16 protein-coding genes and 1 pseudogene are annotated in these 22,071 nt (G+C 62.9%); 8 read left to right on the forward strand and 9 right to left on the reverse strand.

Annotation, left to right across the window (positions count from 1 at the left end; translation table 11 throughout):
- Positions 1-15: 15 nt before the first annotated feature.
- The gene (metE, locus tag AB4N80_RS11535; protein ID WP_122567116.1) at positions 16-2,328 is read left to right on the forward strand and encodes a 5-methyltetrahydropteroyltriglutamate--homocysteine S-methyltransferase; all 2,313 of its coding nucleotides are present in this window, start codon (positions 16-18) and stop codon (positions 2,326-2,328) included.
- Positions 2,329-2,583: 255 nt separating this feature from the next.
- On the forward strand, positions 2,584-3,603 hold the full coding sequence (locus tag AB4N80_RS11540; protein WP_122567115.1) for an alpha/beta fold hydrolase: 1,020 nt from the start codon (positions 2,584-2,586) through the stop codon (positions 3,601-3,603).
- A gap of 153 nt (positions 3,604-3,756) precedes the next feature.
- Here the strand turns inward: AB4N80_RS11540 and AB4N80_RS11545 are convergent, their stop codons facing one another.
- Positions 3,757-4,638 (reverse strand): LysR substrate-binding domain-containing protein, encoded by an 882-nt coding sequence (locus tag AB4N80_RS11545; RefSeq protein WP_122567190.1) that lies wholly within the window; start codon positions 4,636-4,638, stop codon positions 3,757-3,759.
- Positions 4,639-4,784: 146 nt separating this feature from the next.
- Between AB4N80_RS11545 and AB4N80_RS11550 the strand changes: the two genes are divergently transcribed.
- Positions 4,785-6,416 carry a 5-guanidino-2-oxopentanoate decarboxylase gene (locus tag AB4N80_RS11550; protein WP_460083062.1) on the forward strand — a complete coding sequence of 544 codons (1,632 nt, stop codon included), beginning with the start codon at positions 4,785-4,787 and terminating at the stop codon, positions 6,414-6,416.
- Positions 6,417-6,557: 141 nt separating this feature from the next.
- Here the strand turns inward: AB4N80_RS11550 and AB4N80_RS11555 are convergent, their stop codons facing one another.
- On the reverse strand, positions 6,558-7,487 hold the full coding sequence (locus AB4N80_RS11555; protein ID WP_305468277.1) for an AraC family transcriptional regulator: 930 nt from the start codon (positions 7,485-7,487) through the stop codon (positions 6,558-6,560).
- A 327-nt stretch (positions 7,488-7,814) separates the two neighbouring features.
- Here AB4N80_RS11555 and AB4N80_RS11560 point away from each other — a divergent pair, with 327 nt between their 5' ends.
- Together AB4N80_RS11560 and AB4N80_RS11565 are read left to right on the forward strand one after the other, a co-directional pair.
- The gene (locus tag AB4N80_RS11560) at positions 7,815-8,168 is read left to right on the forward strand and encodes a putative quinol monooxygenase (RefSeq protein WP_122567112.1); all 354 of its coding nucleotides are present in this window, start codon (positions 7,815-7,817) and stop codon (positions 8,166-8,168) included.
- A 43-nt stretch (positions 8,169-8,211) separates the two neighbouring features.
- Complete coding sequence (locus tag AB4N80_RS11565) at positions 8,212-8,442, forward strand: hypothetical protein (RefSeq protein ID WP_305471269.1); 231 nt, start codon at positions 8,212-8,214, stop codon at positions 8,440-8,442.
- Positions 8,443-8,614: 172 nt separating this feature from the next.
- On the opposite strand, the gene AB4N80_RS11570 is transcribed toward AB4N80_RS11565, so the two are convergent.
- The 6 genes from AB4N80_RS11570 to AB4N80_RS11595 all read right to left on the reverse strand — a co-directional run bounded on the left by AB4N80_RS11570 (position 8,615) and on the right by AB4N80_RS11595 (position 17,179).
- Positions 8,615-9,235 carry a flavin reductase family protein gene (locus AB4N80_RS11570; protein WP_122567111.1) on the reverse strand — a complete coding sequence of 207 codons (621 nt, stop codon included), beginning with the start codon at positions 9,233-9,235 and terminating at the stop codon, positions 8,615-8,617.
- A 290-nt stretch (positions 9,236-9,525) separates the two neighbouring features.
- Positions 9,526-10,029: a heme utilization protein gene (locus tag AB4N80_RS11575; RefSeq protein WP_122567110.1), complete on the reverse strand. Its 504-nt coding sequence runs from the start codon at positions 10,027-10,029 to the stop codon at positions 9,526-9,528.
- 300 nt (positions 10,030-10,329) lie between these two features.
- Positions 10,330-11,649 carry an MFS transporter gene (locus tag AB4N80_RS11580; protein ID WP_122567109.1) on the reverse strand — a complete coding sequence of 440 codons (1,320 nt, stop codon included), beginning with the start codon at positions 11,647-11,649 and terminating at the stop codon, positions 10,330-10,332.
- A 419-nt stretch (positions 11,650-12,068) separates the two neighbouring features.
- Positions 12,069-13,394, reverse strand: coding sequence for a sigma-54-dependent transcriptional regulator (locus tag AB4N80_RS11585; RefSeq protein ID WP_305482246.1), 1,326 nt, complete (start codon positions 13,392-13,394; stop codon positions 12,069-12,071).
- Positions 13,387-15,153, reverse strand: coding sequence for a sensor histidine kinase (locus tag AB4N80_RS11590; protein WP_305468272.1), 1,767 nt, complete (start codon positions 15,151-15,153; stop codon positions 13,387-13,389). The genes AB4N80_RS11585 and AB4N80_RS11590 overlap by 8 nt, the downstream gene beginning before the upstream one ends.
- Positions 15,154-15,655: 502 nt before the next feature.
- On the reverse strand, positions 15,656-17,179 hold the full coding sequence (locus AB4N80_RS11595; protein ID WP_003178511.1) for a fumarate hydratase: 1,524 nt from the start codon (positions 17,177-17,179) through the stop codon (positions 15,656-15,658).
- Between the two features lie 469 nt (positions 17,180-17,648).
- Between AB4N80_RS11595 and AB4N80_RS11600 the strand changes: the two genes are divergently transcribed.
- The 3 genes and pseudogenes from AB4N80_RS11600 to AB4N80_RS11610 form a co-directional block, all read left to right on the forward strand.
- Positions 17,649-18,755, forward strand: a complete 1,107-nt coding sequence (locus AB4N80_RS11600) for a GGDEF domain-containing protein (protein ID WP_122567187.1) — start codon at positions 17,649-17,651, stop codon at positions 18,753-18,755.
- Positions 18,748-19,683, forward strand: coding sequence for an iron-sulfur-binding ferredoxin reductase (locus tag AB4N80_RS11605; RefSeq protein WP_122567106.1), 936 nt, complete (start codon positions 18,748-18,750; stop codon positions 19,681-19,683). Before AB4N80_RS11600 ends, AB4N80_RS11605 begins: the two co-directional genes overlap by 8 nt.
- A gap of 86 nt (positions 19,684-19,769) precedes the next feature.
- Positions 19,770-19,970, forward strand: a pseudogene (locus AB4N80_RS11610) (enoyl-CoA hydratase); the annotation flags it as partial.
- A 441-nt stretch (positions 19,971-20,411) separates the two neighbouring features.
- Here the strand turns inward: AB4N80_RS11610 and pyk are convergent.
- Positions 20,412-21,863, reverse strand: coding sequence for a pyruvate kinase (gene pyk, locus AB4N80_RS11615; protein WP_122567104.1), 1,452 nt, complete (start codon positions 21,861-21,863; stop codon positions 20,412-20,414).
- Positions 21,864-22,071 lie beyond the last annotated feature (208 nt).

Here is a 22,071-nt window from a genome sequence, read left to right on the forward strand (position 1 = left end):
AGGAGGACGCACACCATGGCCCTGGCCCACACCCTCGGTTTTCCCCGCATCGGCGCCGACCGCGAACTGAAAAAAGCCCTCGAAGCCTACTGGAAGGGCGACCTGGCCCCGGCCGCGTTGCAAGCCGTGGGGCGTGAACTGCGGGCCCGGCATTGGCAACTGCAAAAAGACGCCGGCATCGACCTGCTGCCCGTCGGCGATTTTGCCTGGTACGACCAGGTGCTCAGCCATAGCTTGACCCTGGGCGCCGTTCCATCGCGTTTCCACAGCACTCTGAATACCCAGGGCCGACCGACCCTCGACACCCTGTTCGCCATGGCCCGTGGCGCCACGGCCAGTTGCTGCGGTGCCGACCACGGCCAGGCACAATACGCCCAGGAGTTGACCAAGTGGTTCGACACCAATTACCACTACCTGGTCCCGGAGTTTTCCGCTGACCAGGCCTTCGCCCTGAGTTGGGAACAGTTGTTCGACGAAGTGGACGAGGCCCATGCCTTGGGTCATCAGGTCAAACCGGTGATCATCGGCCCGTTGACCTACTTGTGGCTGGGCAAGGCCAAGGGCGAGGCGTTCGACAAGCTCGACCTGCTGGAGCGCCTGCTGCCGGTCTACGGTGAAATCCTCAACCGCCTCAAAGCCCAGGGCGTGGAATGGGTGCAGATCGACGAACCGATCCTCACCCTCGACCTGCCCTTGGCCTGGAGGAGCGCCTTCGAGCGGGCCTACCACATTCTTCAGTACTCGCCGTTGAAAAAACTCGTGGCCACCTATTTCAGTGGCCTGCAAGACAACCTTGGCCTGGCGGTGAGCCTGCCGGTGGACGGTTTGCACATCGACGCGGTACGTGACCCGGAACAACTGGGCCAGGTGCTGGACCGCCTGCCGACCTACAAGATTCTCTCGGTGGGCCTGGTCAACGGGCGCAACGTCTGGCGCTGCGAGCTGGAACAGGCACTGGCGCAATTGCAACCGGCCCAGGAGCGCTTTGGCGACAACCTTTGGGTCAGCACCTCGTGTTCGCTGCTGCACAGCCCGGTGGACCTGGAACGTGAAGACCGGCTCGATCCCGAACTCAAGAGCTGGCTCGCCTTTGCCGTGCAGAAGTGTGGTGAAGTCGCGGTGCTGCGCGATGCACTGAACGATCCACAGGCCCCCGCCGTGCAGCAGGCCTTGAGCGACAGCCGCGCGGTGCAGGCCCGTCGCGCCGGCTCGACGCGCATTCACAAAGCCGAGGTCCAGGCGCGCCTGGCGGCGATCGGGCCACAGGATAGCCAGCGGCATTCACCGTTTGCCCAGCGCATCGAACGCCAGCGCGCACGCCTGGCGCTGCCGACGTTTCCTACCACCACCATCGGCTCCTTCCCGCAGACCCCGGCCATTCGCCTGGCCCGTCAGGCCTACAAGCAGGGCAAGTTGTCGGCCAACGACTATCAGGACGCCATGCACACCGAGATCCGCCATGCCGTGCAGATCCAGGAACGCCTGGGACTGGACGTGTTGGTGCACGGTGAAGCCGAGCGCAACGACATGGTGGAATATTTCGCCGAGCAGCTGGACGGCTACGCCTTCACCCGTTTCGGCTGGGTGCAGAGTTATGGCTCGCGTTGCGTGAAACCGGCGATCATCTACGGCGACATCAGCCGCCCGAAAGCCATGACTGTCGACTGGATCCGCTACGCGCAAAGCCTGACCGACAGGGTCATGAAAGGCATGCTCACCGGTCCCGTGACCATGCTGATGTGGTCGTTCCCCCGCGAAGATGTGTCGCGCCAGGTCCAGGCCCGACAATTGGCCCTGGCCCTGCGGGACGAAGTGCTGGACCTGGAAAAAGCCGGGATCAAGATTGTGCAGATCGACGAGGCGGCGTTCCGTGAAGGGTTGCCGTTGCGTCGCGGACAATGGCAGGAGTACCTGGACTGGGCGGTTGACGCGTTCCGTTTGTGTGCGTCGGGGGTGGGCGACGAAACCCAGATCCATACCCACATGTGCTACAGCGAGTTCAATGACGTGATCAAGGCTATCGCCGACATGGACGCCGACGTCATCACCATCGAGACCTCCCGTTCGGACATGGAGTTGCTGGAAGCATTCGAGGCCTTCGACTACCCGAACGACATCGGCCCGGGCGTCTACGACATCCACTCGCCACGGGTGCCGGACACGGCCGAGATGGTGGCGCTGATGAGCAAGGCGGTAAAGCGGATCGCCGCCGAGCGGCTGTGGATCAACCCCGACTGCGGGCTGAAAACCCGGGCCTGGCCGGAGACGGAAGCGGCACTGGTGAACATGGTGGCGGCGGCGCGGCAGTTGCGTAGCCAACTGGCCTGAAACCGGCGCCTTGAGCGGGTACCTGTGGGAGCAAAGCTTGCTCGCGATGAAGCCAACGCGATTTCTCTGGAATCGAGGTGCTTGTATCGCGAGCAAGCTTTGCTCCCACAGGTACATCCTTTCCCACAGGTACATCCTTCGCGCAGGCAACCGCTCGGCAATCTTCATCAAACTGTCACGCAACTGTGGCAGCGCGCTTGAACAAACTTCATCAGACTCGCGCTCTACTGGGGTTCTGCGTTTCGGTGTTTCTTCATGCGTGTACTTATTTTCCTGGCCGCGTTGTGTTTCGGCCTGCCGTCGATGGCGGCGTCTCGTTGTGATGTCAATGTTGCAACCCACCATGTCGATCTGGATCAGGTCAGCCTGGCCTACCAGAGCGTTGGTCGTGCCTCGGATCCGGCATTGCTGTTGGTGATGGGCCTGGGTGGACAATTGATCCATTGGCCGGACGAAGTGGTGGTCGCCCTGTGCGAGCAGGGTTTCCGGGTGATTCGCTACGACAACCGCGACGTCGGTCTGTCCACGTGGCGCCAGGCGCCCGGCAGCGCCAACCTGACCTTTGAAGCCCTGCGCTACAAGCTCGGTTTGCCCGTGGCCGCGCCGTATACCCTGACGGACATGGCCGACGACGGGCTGGGGCTGATGGACGCGTTGCAGGTGCAAAGCTTCCACGTGTTGGGTGTGAGCATGGGCGGGATGATCGCCCAGCACATGGCCGCCATGGCGCCGCAGCGGGTCGAAAGCCTGACCCTGATAATGACCAGTTCCGGTGCCGAAGGCTTGCCCGCACCCAGCGCCGCGCTGGTGCAGTTGCTGTCGCGGCGCAGCGCGCCGGATCGCGAAGCGGCACTGCAGCAGCAGGCCGATCTGTTGGCCGCGTTGGGCAGCCCGATGGTGGTGGACGATCGCCAGGCCTTGCTGCATCAGGCCGCCGTGGCCTATGACCGAGCCTTCAACCCCGAAGGCGTGAAGCGCCAGATCATGGCGATCATGGCCGAGCCCAGCCGAGTGGCACTGCTCAATCAACTGCGGGTGCCGACCCTGGTCGTCCACGGCACCGCCGACCCGTTGCTGCCGGTGATGCATGGCGTGCACTTGGCGGCGCACATCCAAGGCAGCCAGTTGAAACTGATCCCGGGCCTGGCCCATCGTTTCCAGGATGCGTTCAAGGCGCCGTTGCTGGGGGCGGTGTTGCCGTACCTGCAGCAGCACCGTGAAGACACCTCGCATTGGGCACAGATCGAACCGGCGCAGGCGCCGAATCTGCTCTGATAATCCTGATGGCTTGAGGCCTGCCCGGCTTATGTGGCGAGCGGATTTGTGGGAGCAAAGCTTGCTCGCGAAACAGCCACCTCGATCTCTGAGAGACCGCGTCGCCTTCATCGCGGGCAAGCCTTGCTCCCACAGGGGCTTGCTGTGACGTTGCTACCGCGCCCGTGCCTGCTCCACCAACCACCCCATCAACTCCTGCAACGGCCCCGACGCCTCGGGTTTACGTGGGTGCACCAGGTGATAGCCCAGCCCGGTCTTGACCTTCAACTCGAACGGCATCACCAGCCGGCCGGCGCTCAGGTCGTCGCCGATCAGCGCCCAGTCGCCAATCGCCACGCCGGTGCCCTGGGAGGCCATCGACATTGCCAGGTCCAGGGTTTCGAAGTGCTGGCCCTTGTTGACCTGGTTCAAGTGCACATCGGCCGCCGCCAGCCAGGCGTTCCAGTCGCGCTCGTCAAGGGCCGGATGCAACAGCAGGTGGTGTTGCAAGTCGGCGGGTTCATGCAGCGGCACCGGACCTTCCAGGACCGGGCGGGAGCAGACGGGCGTCAGTTGTTCATCGAACAGGTGCAGGCATGCCAGCGCGGAGTCCGGTGGTGGGCCATAGACCACCGCGGCGTCGAACGCTTCGCGCTGGAAATCCACCCCGTGCCTGACGGTGGTGGTCAGTTCCACCGGCACGTCCGGCCGTTCCTTTTGCCATTGCAAAAGGCGCGGCAGCAACCAGCGCATCACACAGGTCGGGGCCTTGAGCTGTAGGGTCTGGCGCTTCTCGCCGATCTGCTCGACCGCTTCGCCGATCAGGCTGAACACTTGCTGCACCCGTGGCAGCCACGCCTGGCCCTCGGCGGTCAGGCTCAAGCCGCGGGCCTGGCGCTGGAACAAGGCATAACCCAAATGATCTTCCAGCCCGGCGATCTGCCGGCTCACCGCACCCTGGGTGATGTGCAGTTGTTCGGCGGCCCGGGTGAAGTTGCAGCATTGGGCCGTGATCAGAAACGTGTGCAGCGCTGGCAACGGGGGGAGTCGTTTCATTTCGATCAAGCCATGACGTGAGGACATGGCTAGTATGACTTTTTATCCATTGTTGTCGCCACGCCTCGCCCGTTCCAATAACGCCATTCCAAGGACAAAAAGGGCCCCGCAGGGCTCTGTCCAAGACAAGAAAAAAGGCGATGGCAATGGCGACGTGCGGCGAAGTATTGGTCAAGTTACTCGAAGGTTATGGTGTGGAGCAGGTGTTCGGCATTCCCGGCGTGCATACCGTCGAGCTGTACCGTGGACTGGCCCGTTCCAGCATCCGCCATGTGACGCCGCGTCATGAGCAGGGCGCAGGCTTCATGGCCGACGGCTACGCCCGGGTCAGCGGCAAACCCGGCGTGTGTTTCATCATCACCGGCCCCGGCATGACCAACATCGCCACCGCCATGGGCCAGGCCTACGCCGATTCGATCCCGATGCTGGTGATCTCCAGCGTACAGTCGCGCAGCCAGTTGGGCGGTGGGCGCGGCAAGCTGCATGAACTGCCGAACCAGAGCGCGCTGGTGGGCGGTGTCGCGGCGTTTTCCCACACGCTGATGTCCGCCGCCGAGTTGCCCGGCGTGCTGGCCCGGGCGTTCGCGGTGTTCCAGGCCGGGCGCCCGCGACCGGTGCACATTGAAATCCCGTTGGATGTTTTGGTCGAAGACGCCGATGCCTTGCTCGCCAGCGTGCCGGTGCACATCAGCCGCGCCGGTGCCGCACCAGGTGCGGTCAAACAAATGGTCGACCTGCTGGCGACGGCTCGACGGCCTTTGATCCTGGCCGGTGGCGGGGCCCTCGACGCAGCGGCTGAATTAACCGAACTGGCCGAACGCCTCGGCGCGCCCGTGGCGTTGACCATCAATGCCAAAGGCCTGCTGCCTGCGCGCCATCCGTTGCTGATCGGCTCCACCCAGAGCCTGGTCGCCACCCGTGCGTTGGTGGCCGAGGCGGATGTGGTGCTGGCCATCGGCACCGAACTGGCCGAGACCGATTACGACATTACCTTTGCCGGTGGCTTCGAGATTCCCGGTGCGCTGCTGCGTATCGACATCGACCCGGACCAGACCGTGCGCAATTACCCGCCGCACTTGGCCCTGGTGGCCGACGCCCGTGTCGCCGCCCGGGCTTTGCTCGATGAATTGGACCGGCACCCCTTGGCCGAGCGTCACGCCGATTGGGGGCCGGCGCGTGCCGCTCGGTTGCGCGCGGAGCTTCAAGGCAGTTGGGACGCCGCGACCCGGGCCCAGACCTTGTTTCTCGACACGGTCTTGCAGGCGTTACCGGAGGCGGTGTTTGTTGGTGATTCCACGCAACCGGTGTACACCGGCAACCTGACCTTCAACCCGGATCAGCCGCGCCGCTGGTTCAATGCCTCCACCGGCTACGGCACCCTCGGCTACGCGTTGCCGGCGGCCATCGGCGCCTGGCTCGGCGGCAAGGACCTGGGTCACTGCCGCCCCGCGGTGGTGTGCCTGATCGGCGACGGCGGGTTGCAGTTCACCTTGCCGGAACTGGCCAGCGCCGTGGAAGCGCGCACGCCAGTGATCGTGCTGCTGTGGAATAACCAGGGCTACGAAGAGATCAAGAAATACATGCTCAACCGCGCCATCGAACCGGTAGGCGTGGACATCTACACCCCGGATTTCATCGGTGTCGCCAAGGCCTTGGGCTGCTTTGCCCAAGCCATCGAGGATGTGCCTTCACTGCGAGCTGCGTTGCTGGCGGCCCGTGAGCGGCAGGGGCCGACATTGATTGAGATTGACCAGGGTGTTTGGACAGCGAAGTGTTGAGGTGTTTTTATTGGCCCCATCGCGAGCAAGCTCGCTCCCACAGGGGATCTTCAGTGAACACAGATTCTTTGTTCACAACAGACCCAATGTGGGAGCGAGCTTGCTCGCGATGAGGCCGGCCCAGCCAACACAAAACCCAGCTCAAACGGTCATCCGCAACCGCGCCAGATCCCGCAACGGCGGCGCACCGAACAACCGGCTGTACTCGCGGCTGAACTGCGAAGGGCTTTCATAACCCACCCGATACCCCGCCGCCGAGGCTTCCAGCCCCTCGGCCAACATCAGCCGGCGGGCTTCCTGCAGGCGCAGTTGCTTCTGGTATTGCAACGGGCTCATGGCGGTCATGGCCTTGAAGCGGTGATGCAGGGTCGAGACGCTGAGGTTCACCTCCCGGGCCAGGTCATCGATACGCAGCGGCTGTTCGAAATGGCCGTTGAGCCATTTGATCGCCTGGCTGATGCGATGGCTCTGACTGTTGGCGATGGCGATTTCATACAGCCGATAGCCTTGCGGACTGCGCAGCAGGCGATAGAGGATTTCCCGGCGCACCAGAGGCGCGAGCATGGCGATGTCTTTCGGCGTGTCCAGCAGCCGTGCCAGACGCAGTACCGCGTCGAGCATCGGCGTGTCCAGGCGCTCGATATACAGCCCGCGCCCGGCGGGGCGGGTCGGCACGCCCAAGGGGCCGGCATCGGCGATCAACGCGGTGATTTCCGTCGGGTCGATGTCCAGGCGCAGGGCCAGGACCGGCTGGCCGGCCGAAACGTCGGTGATGCAGCCACTGAGCGGCATCGAGACCGAGACCACCAGGTAATGGAGCGGGTCGTATTGGAACGACTCGTCCGCCAGGCACACCTGCTTGCTGCCCTGGGCCATGATGCACAGCGCCGGTTGCGCCAGCACCGGGGCGAATCTGTGCGGCTGGCTGTGCCGCGACAGGTGCAGCGAGCCGATGGCCGTGGCGTAGCTGCCGTCTTCGCTGGTGTTGCGGTCGATGATCGACGCGAGTTCGGCGCGCTGTTGTTCCAGGTACGTGTCCAGCGGGACGTGGGCGTGATCGAGTGGCGACATGCCGGGATCCTCAGGCGATAGGGAGCGATGAGCAAAGCTTATGTTTGTGCAAGGCGCAGCGGTAGCAACATCCTGTTGAAAGCTTGCCTGATCCTGCACGGCGCAATGGGCCATGACGGTGCAACGCTGGCGAAACTTGCTTGAAACCTTTTGTTTCAACTTCTCGAGTTGCAACGGGATCGGTGGCGGATTCTGTGCGGCGGGTGCGCAGGATTGTGCAATGGGTCGGCAGGAATCGACTAACGAAGCTGGCGGCGTGGCGCTTAACCTTTGATCCTGTCGCAGCCTGTCCCCGGCTGCACAACGGATTACCTGGGAGGGTTGAACATGACTACACAGATCCCCGTCAGCCACATGGCTTTCGTCCGGGCCCGCGGCGGGTGCTCCAAGCAACTGGGGGCACGCCTGAGCACGCTGATCGCGCCTTCGCGCCAGGCACCCGGTTGCCTGCACTTTGCCTTGCAGCAATCGCAATGCGACGCTGATTTGTGGCTGGTGTCCGGGCTCTGGGTCAACCAGCCGTCGATGGACGCCTACTTCAATTCACCGGCCATGGCGATTTTCGCCGAGCTGGTGCAGGACCTGGTGGTGAGCAGCCTGGATTTCCACACCTTCCGGGAAGTCTCCGCCGCCCAGGCGACCGAAGGGTGCCGGGCGCAGGTACACAAACTGGCCGGTTGAAGGTTTAATGACCGTCATTTTCCACCGCCGGGATGCACAAGACATGGCACGTAAAGCCTTTGAAACCTTTGAAGCTGTTTCTGCTGTTGTTCCCACGGAAGGCGGCTACCATGCCGCCATTGCCACCAAGGCCATCGGCGGCTCAGGTGCGCCGCGCTTCAACAAGGTGCTTGAAAAGCAGACCTTCAAGACTGCTGCCGAGGCCGACGCTGCGGCTGCCATGCGGTTGACCCGTCTAAAGGGGGTCGACGACGAGGGCAGGTTGGTCTGGTAAACCAGCATAGAAGGGATTGCTTTTGTGGCGAGGGGATTTATCCCCGCTGGGCTGCGAAGCAGCCCTAAAACCTGCCAACTCGGTAGCTCAGATAGATTGAGGTGACTGTTTGGGGGGCCGCTTCGCAGCCCAACGGGGATAAATCCCCTCGCCACAGGGGATCGCGTTGCTCCTACTTTGGACGATGCATCTTGAACAACGCCTCAGGCCCCAGCTGGAAATAATCCGCCGGCCCACCCCCGCGTAAGATCGGCTCGGCGGCGGCGGTGTCGTACACCCCATCCTTCAACAGCCACTGGGCGATATGCACGGCGACCACTTCGCCGAGGATCAGCCAGCTCGGCACCAGCCCTTTGTCCGCCCGCTGCAATTGAATGATCTGCGTGACCTTGCATTCGAAGGACACCGGGCTTTCGGCCACACGCGGCACCTGGATCACCCGTGACGGGGCGGTCGTCAAACCCGCCAGTTCGAACTCGTTGACCTCTGGCGCGACCATCGCGCAGCTCTGGTTCATCTGTTCGGCGAGCGGGCGGGTGGCCAGGTTCCAGGCGAATTCACCGGTCTGTTCGATGTTGTTCAGGCTGTCTTTGCGCCCGACGCTGGAGAATCCAATGATCGGTGGAATGTAATTGAAGGCGTTGAAGAAGCTATAGGGCGCCAGGTTCAAGCGGCCTTCGCCATCCTGGGACGAAATCCAGCCGATGGGGCGCGGGCCGACGATGGCGTTGAATGGATCGTGGGGCAGGCCGTGGCCATTGGCGGGTTCGTAGAAGTGGATATCTTCGGGCATGGCTGGAGAGGATCCTGCGAGGGAGTTTAAAGGGATTTGAAGATAGTGCAGGGCCCCACTGTTTTTGTCAGCACCCTTGGAACCCTGTGGGAGCGAGCTTGCTCGCGATAGCGGTGGGTCAGTCAGCATCGTTGTCGACTGAAACACCGCTATCGCGAGCAAGCTCGCTCCCACATTGGATCTCTGAAACCAGACAAGTCGTGCTCCGCTGTTATAGCCATGGGGGTTTCACTTACCCCAAAAACAACTAAGCCCGGCCGAAGCCGGGCTGTGAGGGTGTGGTGATCGGATTAGCTGATGGCAGCAGTGTTGGTGCGGTCGAAGCCATCTTCAGCAAGGGCACCGTTAGTGCGGTCGAAACCGTCGGCAGCGAGGGCACCGTTGGTGCGGTCGAAACCGTCGGCAGCGAGGGCGCCGTTGGTTCGGTCGAAACCGTCGGCAGCGAGGGCACCGTTGGTGCGGTCGAAACCGTCGGCAGCGAGGGCGCCGTTGGTGCGGTCGAAACCGTCGGCAGCGAGGGCACCGTTAGTGCGGTCGAAACCGTCGGCAGCGAGGGCACCGTTGGTGCGGTCGAAACCATCTTCAGCGACGGTAGCGCCGTTGGTGCGGTCGAAGCCATCTTCAGCGATTGCGCCGTTAGTGCGATCGAAGCCATCGGCGGCGAGGGTGGCAGCGCCAGTACGGTCGTAACCATCAGCGGCGATGGCCGAGCTGGTGCGGTCGAAACCATCGGCAGCAAAAGTATTGGCGGCCAGTACGGACAGGGTCAGGGCGATGATCAGTTTGGTTTTCATGGTCGTGCTCCAGAATGTTTTGGCGTTAGCGCCTTGGGTGTGGAGTTCATATTACGCTCGTTAATTTGATTAAAAAGCGCAAAAAATGGCTAAAACAAATCTATTTAATCGATATGTTGTCAGTTGCCGTAGAACGGTCAATGAGATCCCTTACCGGCATATCGAATGGCGTTCTGTTGAGGATGAGGATGGAGGGGAGGCATTAACCAGAGATTAATGTCGGATAAATCTTTAGACATGGAACGAAAAAAAGGGGCGAACCTGTCAGGTTCGCCCCTTTTGTTTGTACGACCTTGGAGGTCAGTCGGTCAGGATCCGCGAATGCTTGCGGGTGTCTTTCATGGTGATGTACACCAGCAGCGACACGGCGATGCAGGCCGTCACGTACCAGTAGTAGCCAGTTTCCATGCCAATGCTCTTGAACCACAGGGCGATGTATTCAGCGGTGCCGCCGAAGATCGACACAGTCAGTGCGTACGGCAGGCCGACGCCCAGGGCGCGGATTTCGGTAGGGAACAACTCGGCTTTCACCACGGCGTTGATCGAGGTGTAGCCGCTGACGATGATCAGTGCCGCCATGATCAGGAAGAACGCGCCCCACCAGGTCTGGATGGTGTGCAAGGTGGTGAGGATCGGCACGGTGAACAGGGTGCCGAGGATGCCGAAGGCGATCAGGATCGGCCGGCGACCGATCTTGTCCGACAGCCCACCGATCACCGGCTGCAGGCACATGAACAGGAACAGCGTGGCGGCGGAAATGGTGGTGGAGTCGGAAATGCTCATGCCGACGGTGTTCACCAGGTATTTCTGCATGTAGGTGGTGTAGGTGTAGAAGGCCAGGGTGCCGCCCATGGTCAGGCCGACCACAGTCATCAGCTCTTTTGGATGGCGCATCAAGGTGCGCATCGCGCTTTCCTTGGCTTTTTCCTTCTTGGTGAACGACTCGGTTTCCTCCATGCCGCGACGCAGGTACAACGCCACGACCGCACACAGCGCGCCGATGGCGAACGGGATGCGCCAGCCCCAGGCATACAGCTGTTCGGTGGTGAGGAATTGTTGCAGCACGATCAGCACGCCCAGGGCGATGAGCTGGCCGGAGATCAGGGTCACGTACTGGAAGCTGGAGAAGAAGCCGCGACGTTCCTTGGTCGCCATCTCGCTCAGGTAGGTCGCCGAGGTGCCGTACTCGCCACCCACCGACAGACCTTGGAGCAGGCGGGCAAACACCAGCAGGATCGGCGCGCCGACGCCGATGGTTTCGTAGCTCGGGCTCAAGGCGATGATCAGCGAGCCGAAGCACATCAGGTACACCGAGGCCATCAACGCACGTTTGCGACCGGCGCGGTCAGCGTACAGGCCCATCAACCAGCCGCCGATCGGGCGCATCAGGAAGCCCACGGCGAAGATCGCTGCAGTGTTGAGCAATTGGGCGGTGGTGTCGCCCTTGGGGAAGAAGACTTTGGCGAAGTACAACGAGAATGCGGCGTAGACGTACCAGTCATACCACTCGACCATGTTGCCGACCGAGCCGCTGAAGATCGATTTGATCCGGCTGGCGGTGGTTCTTTCACGGGCGGGCACGGCAGCCGACCCAATGGGCAGGGCGTTGGAGTTGTCCATTGAAGGATCCTTCGTTTAATTGTTTTTGTGGAGCGCGTGGGAACGCAGCCTGACAGGGCTATAGCAGGAGCTGTGCCAGGTGGCGGAGGGCCGGTTTAGAGGGGGGCGGGGCGTTGCGTGAGCGGAAATCCGCTCATTGTGGCTGGGTGTGTGGGCGGTAATCCGCTTATGCGGGGAGAGATTCTTCGTCTGTGGCGGCCCTATCGCGAGCAAGCTCGCTCCCACATTTGTCCGGCGTACACATCACCCTGTGGGAGCGGGCTTGCTCGCGAAAGCGGTGTGTCAGCCCATTCAATACTGACTGACTCGACGCCTTCGCGAGCAAGCCCGCTCCCACATTCGTCCGGCGTACACATCACCCTGTGGGAGCGAGCTTGCTCGCGATGAGGCCGGTACAGACACAGCAAATTCAGCGGGCCCTACAAAAACATCTCCCGATTCAAGCCATGTCGCTGCATCTTTTCATTGAAGGTGCGGCGTGGCAGTTGCAGTTCTTCTAGCACGGCTTTCACATCGCCTTTGTGCCGAGTCAGGGCGGCGCGCAGGCACTGGGCTTCGAAGGCTTCCTGCTGGGCCGCGAGGGACTGGCCCGGCTCCGTCTCCAGGACGGGCAGTTGATCCAGCCCCAACACCTGGCGCTCGGCGACGTTGGCCAGTTCCCGCACGTTCCCCGGCCAGTCGTGGCTGAGCAGATGGCTCAACTGCGGACCGCTCAGGGGCGCAGCGGGGCGGCCCAGGCGTTCGGCGGCGTGATGGGTGAAGTGTTCGAACAGCAGGGGAATGTCCTCGCGCCGTTCGCGCAGCGGCGGCAGGCGGAGCTCGGCGATGTTCAAGCGATAGGCCAGGTCTTCGCGAAAGCGTCCGGCCCGGGCTTCGTCCAGCAGGTCGGGCTTGGTGGCGGCGATGATGCGCAGGTCCACCTGGATGCTCTGGTTGGAACCCAGGCGTTCGAGTTTCTTCTCCTGCAACACCCGTAGCAACTTGACCTGCTGGGCCAGGGGCATACTTTCGATTTCGTCGAGAAACAGCGTACCGCCGTCGGCGTATTCGAGTTTGCCGATGCGCTTGCCTTGGGCACCGGTGAAGGCGCCGCTTTCGTGGCCGAACAGCTCCGCCTCGAACAGCGGTTCGGGAATGGCTGCGCAGTTCAACGCGACGAAAGGTTTGCTCGCCCGCGGGCCGAAGTCGTGCAGGCAGCGGGCGACGAGTTCCTTGCCGCTGCCGGTCTCGCCGCGGATCAAGACGTTGACCGGCAGTGCCGCCAGGTCCAGCACCTGGCGCCGCAGGTTTTGCAGGGCACGGGACACCCCCAGCAGCGTGCCATCGAGCCGAGCCCGGGCGTCGGCCTGTTCATGCAGGCGGCGGTTTTCCAGGACCAGGGTGCGCTTGTCCAGGGCCCGACGCAGGCTGCCGAGCAGGGCTTCGGGGCTGAAGGGTTTTTCCAGGAAGTCGTAGGCGCCGTCGCGCATGGCCTCCACGGCCATGGGCACGTCACCGTGGCCGGTCAACAGGATCACCGGCAGGTCCGGATCGCGGCGGCGCACTTCGGCCAGCAGCTCCAGGCCGCTGAGGCCGGGCATGCGCACGTCGCTGAGGATTACTCCGGGGAAATGCTCCGGCAACCGGGCCAGGCATTCGTCGGCGCGGCTGAACAGTTGCACCTGGAACCCCGACAGGCTCAACCATTGCTCGACGGCACTGCGAATGCTGCCTTCGTCATCCACGACCATGACTGAATCAAGCATGCAGTTGCGCCTCCTGATCGATGGGCAAGGTCACGCAGAATACCGCGCCGTGCTCGTGGTTGTCCGCGCTCAGGCGCCCGCCGGACTCATGGATGATTGCAAACGAAACCGCCAGCCCCAGGCCCAGGCCATCGCCCACGGCCTTGGTGGTGAAAAACGGATCGAACACCTGGGCCAGGTGTTCCTCGGCGATCCCGGTGCCGCTGTCGCTGACGCTCAGGCGCCACAATTGCTCATCGGCTTCCAGGCGTACTTCCAGGCGCTTGATGGGTTGGTCGGCCATGGCGTCGAGGGCGTTGCGCAACAGGTTGATCAACACTTGTTCGAGGCGGATCGCATCGCCGCGCACCCACGCCGGACGGGTCAGGTGCAACACGGTGCTGACCTGTTCGTCGCGCAGGCGCGTGTCCAGCAGTTGCAGGGCCTGGTCCACCACCGCCGCCAGGTCCAGGCGTTCGCGCAGGCCGCTGGGGCTTTTGCGGGCGAACGTCTTCAAGTGGCCGGTGAGGGCGGCCATGCGGGTCAGCATGTCGTCCACCGGCTTGAGGGCCTTGTAGGCGTCATCGACCCGACCGTGATCCAGCAGCAAGCGCAGGGTTGCCAATTGCATGCGCTGGGCGGTCAAGGGTTGGTTGATTTCATGGGCCAGGGCCGCCGACATCTGCCCCAACGCCGCCAGCTTGGCCGATTGCACCAGGCCGTCCTGGGCGGTGCGCAGATCCCGGGTGCGCTCCTCCACCAGCCGTTCCAGCTCTTCGCGGCTGCGCTGGCGCAACCTTGCCAGGCGCCAGCGTTGGTTGAGAAACAGCAACAGGAACACCAGCGTCAGCCACAACCCGGCGGCGGCAAGCCCGGCGTTGCGCAGGTCCTCGAAGGCGATCTGTGGGCGACGCAGCAAGTGCAGGGTCCAGCCTTCGGCGCTCAACGGCAAGGATTCCCACAGGTAGTCCGCCGAGCCATCGGGGGCCTCGACCCGGGCCAAATGGCTATTGTCATCGAAGCGTCGCAGCGGTTCATAGGCCAGGGGTTGCAACGGTTGTTTGTCGTATTGGCGGGTGGCCTTGAGTTCGGCACGGTCGCTGTCGGTCAGCGGCTGCAAGTGGCGATAACGCCAGCCTGGGCGATTGGCGATGAAGATGATGCCCCGGGCATCGCTGACCAGCAGGGTGTCGCTGCCCTGGCGCCATTCGCGTTCCAGCTCCGGAAACTCCAGCTTCACCACCATCGCGCCAAGGAACTCGCCGTTGTCGCCGGTCACGGCGCTGGAGAGGAAATACCCCGGGATGCCGCTGGTCACGCCCACCGCATAAAACCGCCCGGTGCCCTGGGTGCGGGTCTGGAGGAAATAGGGACGGAAACCATAGTTGTGCCCGACATAGCTGCTGGGCAGGCGCCAGTTGCTAGCCGCGACGGCCAGGCCTGTGTGGTCGAGCAATTCCAGGGTGGATGACTGGGCGGCGCCATTGATCTGTTCGAGCTTGCGGTTCAACGCGTCCTGCTGCGTCGCACTGACCGACCCCTTGAGGGCCGAGCGCAACTCCGGATCCAGCGCCAGCACAGCGGGCAGGGCACGGTAGCGTTCGATCAGGGTGTGCAACGAGTTGGCGTACAGCGCCAACTGTTGGCTGGCCCGGCTGGCGTCCTCTTCCAAGGCCACGCGTTCGGCGTGGCGCACGGCGAGGGTGGCGGCAACCGCCGCGCCGGTGAGGATCAGCAAGGTGTACAACGACAGACGCAAGGTACGGGTGGTCGGCAGCATGCTGGCGTAAACCAGTGGAAAGTCGGGCGGGCACGATAGCATGGCGGTTGCTTTGAGCGATCATGTACTTGAGCCTGCCCATGACCAGTGTGGGAGCGGGCTTGCTCGCGAAGACGTCGGCACATCCAACATCGATGTCGGTTGACCCACCGCCATCGCGAGCAAGCTCGCTTCCACACTGGGACCCAGGTGACCACAGCACCTCAATTCACCGCTTATCCCCTGTGGGAGCGGCTTGCTCGCGAAGACGCCGGCACATTCAACATTGATGTCGGCTGACCCACCGCCATCGCGAGCAAGCTCGCTCCCACACTGGGACCCAGGTGACCACAGCACCTCAATTCACCGCTTATCCCCTGTGGGAGCGAGCTTGCTCGCGATAGCGGCGGGTCAGTTTTACTTGAATGCTGGATACAAACCGTTGTGGCTGGTTTCTGTGCGCACAAAAAAGGCCGGTGGACTTGTCGCCCCACCGGCCTTTTTCACTGCGCCAAAATGCCTGTTACTGCACTTCGACCGCCAGGCTGTCGCTGATCTTCTTCTGCCAGATGGCAGGACCCGTGATGTGCACCGACTCGCCCTTGCTGTCCACGGCGACAGTCACCGGCATGTCCTTGACCTCGAACTCGTAGATCGCTTCCATCCCTAGTTCGGCGAACGCCAGGACTTTGGATTTCTTGATCGCCTGAGCCACCAGGTAAGCAGCACCGCCGACGGCCATCAGATAGACAGCCTTGTTGTCCTTGATCGCTTCGATGGCGGTCGGGCCGCGCTCGGATTTGCCGATCATGCCCAACAGGCCGGTCTGCTCGAGGATCTGGCGGGTGAACTTGTCCATCCGCGTGGCGGTGGTGGGACCAGCAGGGCCGACGACTTCGTCGCCTACCGGATCGACCGGGCCGACGTAATAGATGAAGCGGCCCTTGAGGTCCACTGGCAAGGTTTCACCCTTGTTCAGCATCTCGACCATGCGCTTGTGCGCCGCGTCGCGGCCGGTGAGCATCTTGCCGTTGAGCAACACGGTTTCGCCCGGCTTCCAGCTCTGCACGTCTTCCGGCGTCAGAGTGTCGAGGTTGACGCGACGGGCCGACGGGCCGGCTTCCCAGACGATTTCCGGGTAGGCGTCCAACGGTGGCGCTTCCAGCGACGCCGGGCCCGTGCCGTCCAGCACGAAGTGGGCGTGACGGGTGGCGGCGCAGTTGGGGATCATGCACACCGGCAGGGAGGCGGCGTGGGTCGGGTAGTCCATGATCTTCACGTCGAGCACGGTGGTCAGGCCACCCAGGCCCTGGGCGCCGATGCCCAGTTGGTTGACCTTCTCGAACAGCTCCAGGCGCATCTCTTCGATACGGTTCTGCGGGCCGCGGGCCTTGAGTTCGTGGATGTCGATGGACTCCATCAAGACTTCCTTGGCCATCACCGCGGCTTTCTCGGCGGTGCCGCCGATGCCGATGCCGAGCATGCCCGGTGGGCACCAGCCGGCGCCCATGGTCGGAACGGTTTTCAGCACCCAGTCGACGATGGAATCGGACGGGTTGAGCATGGCCATCTTCGACTTGTTCTCGGAGCCGCCGCCCTTGGCCGCCACGTCCACTTCCACGGTGTTGCCCGGGACGATGGAGTAGTGGATGACCGCCGGGGTGTTGTCCTTGGTGTTTTTACGTGCGCCTGCCGGGTCGGCGAGGATGGAGGCACGCAGGACGTTTTCCGGCAGGTTGTAGGCGCGACGCACGCCCTCGTTGATCATGTCGTCCAGGCCCATGGTCGCGCCATCCCAACGCACGTCCATGCCCACGCGCACGAACACGGTCACGATGCCGGTGTCCTGGCAGATCGGCCGATGGCCGGTGGCGCACATGCGCGAGTTGATCAGGATCTGCGCCATGGAGTCACGGGCCGCCGGCGATTCTTCGCGCAGGTAGGCTTCGTGCATCGCCTGGATGAAATCCACGGGGTGGTAGTAGGAAATGAACTGCAGGGCGTCGGCAACGCTCTGTATCAGGTCATCTTGCTTGATCACGGTCATGAGTCGCGCTCCTCTCTAAAGACGGGAACATTCAATAAGGTGCCGGCCGCTTGGGTGCATCGGTCGACGGGCGGCACCTCTATAAGGCACGCCGGGCATGCTGGCGCGACGCTAAAAAGGCGCGGCAGTATATCGCAGGCTAGCCCCCTGTGGGAGCGAGCTGCCTTTGTGGCGAGGGGATTTATCCCCGCTGGGCTGCGAAGCAGCCCCAAAATGACTGAAGGCGAACACCCTGACACACCGAGTTGACTGACTTTCAGGGCTGCTTCGCAGCCCAGCGGGGATAAATCCCCTCGCCACAGGGTCACCTGCCAGCATCAAACAACTGCGTCAATCTGGGCCATTGCTTTGACGCCATTTTTCTGCTCCAGAATTGAATGGTCATTTGTCCTACACGCCACTAAAGTGGCGTCTGGCCTGTAGCGTAGGACGCCTCCTGTCAGTTTCCTTTCCCATGGTGAGTCAACGATTGACCCATAACGCCATTCAACGTCTTTTGCTGAAACGCTTCGCTTTGGCGGCCGCGACGTACGCGCTGGCACTGGTTTTGTTGTGGCTGGCATTTTTCAGTGGGCATTACCTGGATTCGTTGCGCGGTGCCATCATCGGCAGCGTGTTGGTCGTGCTGTGCCAGGCCGGGTTGTTCGCGCTGTTTATCACCGACCGCAACCTGCGTTTCGCCGACCCCAGCCTCACCGAAGTCCAGGTGTTGATCGGCCTGGGCTGGCAGACCTGGATGATGGCGCACCTGGACCAGGCCCGGGGCGTGTTCCTGGTGTTCTATGTGCTGATCCTGCTGTTCGGGCTGTTCCACCTGTCACGCCGGGCCTTTGTGCGCTGCGCGTCACTGGTGTTCATCAGCTTCACCGCGATTACCCTCTGGGACGGTTACTTCTTCAGGCTTCCCGATCCCACCCTGGCCGGGTTGCAGGTGGCCGTGCTGTTTCTCGTGCTGGTGTGGCTGGTGTTTTACGCCCGCTACGTCCAGACCTCACGCCAGCGCATGCGTCAGCGGCGATTTGCCTTGCAGGCGCACCAGGACACCTTGCGCGGCATGATGCGCCAGCTCGAAGACTTGGTGGCCACTGATGAATTGACCGGGCTGTTCAATCGCCGGCACTTCCTGCGCCTGGCTTCGCGCGAACTCAACACCCTCAGGCCCGGCGTCGCCCATGGCCTGGCCTTGATCGACCTCGACCATTTCAAACGCATCAACGACCTGCACGGCCACGCCGCCGGCGACCAGGTGCTGCAGGCGTTTGCCGCAGTCGCCACGGCGTGCCTGCGCGAGGGCGATGTACTGGCCCGCTATGGCGGCGAGGAATTCGTCATGTTGTTGCCCGCTTGCGATCCCCAGCGTCTGACGGCCTGTTGCGAGCGGCTGCGGCTGGCATTCACCGAAGTCGAGTTGATCGGCCTGCAGGTCGGCGCCCTCAGCCTGTCGGCGGGCATGACGATGCTGGACATGGGCGATGACCTGGACAACGCGTTGCAGCGTGCCGACCAGGCCCTGTACCGTGCCAAGCGAGACGGCCGCAATCGTTGCGCCGCCGCCTGGGAGAACGTCGATGCCTGAACTGACAGTCGCTGGCCGGCGATGGACGGTGGCGGCCGGCAGCAACCTGCTGGACGCCTTGAACGGCGCTGGCGTGGCGGTGCCCTACAGTTGCCGCGCCGGGAGCTGCCACGCCTGCCTGGTGCAATGCGTGGGGGGCGATGTGCGTGACAGCCGGCCCGACGCCTTGAGCCCGACACAGCGCGACCAGGGGTGGCGGCTGGCCTGCCAATGCCAGGTGGTCGAGGATGTGCAGATCCACACCTTCGACCCGCAACGCGATGGCCAGGGCGCCCAGGTGGCGGCTGTGGATTGGCTGGGCGGTGAGGTGCTGCGCTTGCGCGTCACCCCCGAGCGGCCGCTGCGGTATCGGGCCGGGCAGCATCTGGTGCTGTGGGCCGGAGACGTGGCCCGGCCGTATTCCCTGGCGAGCTTGCCCGAAGAAGACCGTTTTCTGGAGTTCCACCTCGATTGTCGCGAGCCCGGCCAGTTCATCGAGGCGGCCCGGCAGATGAAGGCCGGCGACCCGATCCGCCTGGGCGAACTGCGTGGCGGCGCTTTGCACTATGACCCCGACTGGCACGCCAGGCCGCTGTGGCTGCTCGCCGCCGGCACGGGTCTGGCGCCGCTGTTCGGCTTGTTGCGCGAAGCTTTGCGCCAGCATCACCAAGGCGCGATTCGCCTTATTCACGTGGCCCATGACGCGGCCGGGCATTACCTGGCCAAACCCCTGGCGGCGCTAGCGGCCAAGCATGAAAACCTCTCGGTGGAGCTGCTGACCGCGGCCGAGGCGCCGCCCGCCTTGGCGCAACTGCGGCTTGTTTCCCGGCAAACCCAAGCCTTACTCTGCGGCCATCCCGACCGGGTCGAGGCCTTTGCCAAGCGTTTGTACCTGGCTGGCTTGCCGCGCAATCAACTGCTGGCCGACGTCTTCCTGCCCCGTGGTTGAGCGCTGATTTCCAGACGCGAGACCGATCATGACCGAAACCCTGTTGCTCGACCGTGAACGCGGCGTGCTGACCGTGCGCTTGAACCGCATTGGCCAAGGCGCGGGAGGTGGCGTTGCGCTTCGAATCGCTGCCGTCTGATGCGGTGCGCATCAGCAAGCAACTGATGAAAGCGCCGGACCGGGAACTGTTGCGCAAGGTGATTGAAGAAGAGGGCAAGCTGTTCACCCAACGCCTGCGCTCGCCCGAGGCGCTAGAGGCGTTGTCGGGATTTATCAACAGGCATTGAGTTTTGTGGTGCCTGGCCCGGCTCTATCGCGAGCAAGCTCGCTCCCACAGTAGATCTGTGGTGTTCATGAATAATGTGTTCAACACAAGACCCCTGTGGGAGCGGGCTTGCTCGCGAAAGCGGTGGGTCAGCTTGCATCCATTTTGAATGGGCTGACGCCTTCGCGAGCAAGCCCGCTCCCACAGGTGAGATGTGTACGCAGTCCAAAATGTGGGAGCAAAGCTTGCTCGCGAAATCGGTGGGTCAGCTTGCTCCATTTTGAATGGGCTGACGCCTTCGCGAGCAAGCCCGCTCCCACAGGTGAGATGTGTACGCAGTCCAAAATGTGGGAGCGAGCTTGCTCGCGATGGGGCCAGTCCAAGCGCCACATTTTTTGCAGGCAAAAACCAAAAAGCCCCACCATTCACATGGCAGGGCTTTTGTTTTTCAGCGCTTGGTCACTCAGACCATCGGGTCGCCAACGTGCAGGATCTTCATCCCGTTGGTGCCGCCGATGGTGTGGTAGCTGTCGCCCTTGGTCAGGATGACCCAGTCGCCAGTCTGCACCACGCCGCGCTTGACCAGCTCATCCACCGCCGCCTGGCTGACTTCGCCCGGTTGCAGGGCGGCCGGGTCGAACGGCACGGTGTAGACGCCACGGAACATGGACGCACGAGCCTGGGTTTCACGGTGCGGGGAGAACGCGTAGATCGGCACCGAGGAACGGATGCGCGACATGATCAGCGGCGTGTAGCCACTTTCGGTCAGGGCGATGATCGCCTTCACGCCCGGGAAGTGGTTGGCGGTGTACATCGTTGCCAGGGCGATGCTCTCGTCGCAGCGCTCGAAGGTCTTGCCGATGCGGTGGCTGGAGGTCTTGCTGGTCGGGTGCTTTTCAGCACCGATGCAGATACGCGCCATGGCCTGCACCGCTTCGAGCGGGTAGAGGCCGGCGGCGCTCTCGGCCGAGAGCATCACGGCGTCGGTGTAGTCGAGCACGGCGTTGGCTACGTCGGACACTTCGGCGCGGGTCGGCATCGGGTTCTGGATCATCGACTCCATCATCTGGGTCGCGACGATCACCGCTTTGTTGTGACGGCGTGCGTGCAGAATGATTTTCTTCTGGATGCCCACCAGCTCGGCGTCGCCGATTTCCACGCCGAGGTCGCCACGGGCCACCATCACCGCGTCGGACGCCTTGATCAGGCCATCGAGGGTTTCGTCGTCGGCCACGGCTTCGGCGCGTTCGATCTTGGCCACCAGCCAGGCGGTGCCGCCGGCTTCGTCGCGCAGTTGACGGGCGTATTCCATGTCGGCGGCGTCACGGGGGAAGGACACGGCGAGGTAGTCGACTTCCATTTCCGCGGCCAGCTTGATGTCGGCCTTGTCTTTCTCGGTCAGGGCCGGAGCGGTCAGGCCACCACCGCGACGGTTGATGCCCTTGTGGTCCGACAGCGGGCCGCCGATGGTCACGATGCAGTTCAGTTCGGTGGCGGTGGCGGTCTCGACACGCATCACCACGCGACCGTCGTCGAGCAGCAGTTCGTCGCCCACGCCGCAGTCCTTGACCAGGTCCGGGTAGTCGATGCCGACCACTTGCTGGTTGCCTTCGGTCAACGGATGGCTGGTGGAGAAGGTGAATTTGTCACCGATCTTCAGCTCGATGCGCTTGTTGGCGAATTTGGCGATGCGGATCTTCGGGCCTTGCAGGTCACCCAGCAGGGCAACGAAGCGGCCGTGCTTGGCGGCGAGGTCGCGTACCAGCTTGGCACGAGCCTTGTGCTCTTCGGGAGTGCCGTGGGAGAAATTCAGACGGGCAACGTCCAGGCCAGCCAGAATCAGCTGTTCGAGAACTTCCGGCGAATTACTGGCCGGGCCAAGGGTAGCGACGATTTTGGTGCGACGGACGGACATGCAAGACTCCTCAAGTTCAAGCGCCAGCGAAGGCTACTATGCTCTTTGGGTGTAGTCATTGTTCATATGCACTACTTTTTCGTTTGTTTTTCGAAATGAACATTCCTGAAAATTTTTGCGCCTTGGAAGAACTGCGATGGAATGACCTGTGGGAGCACAGCTTGCTCGCGATGACGATCTTGAGTGCGCCATCGCGGGCAAGCCTTGC

The organism is Pseudomonas sp. H3_A02 (assembly GCF_054671965.1).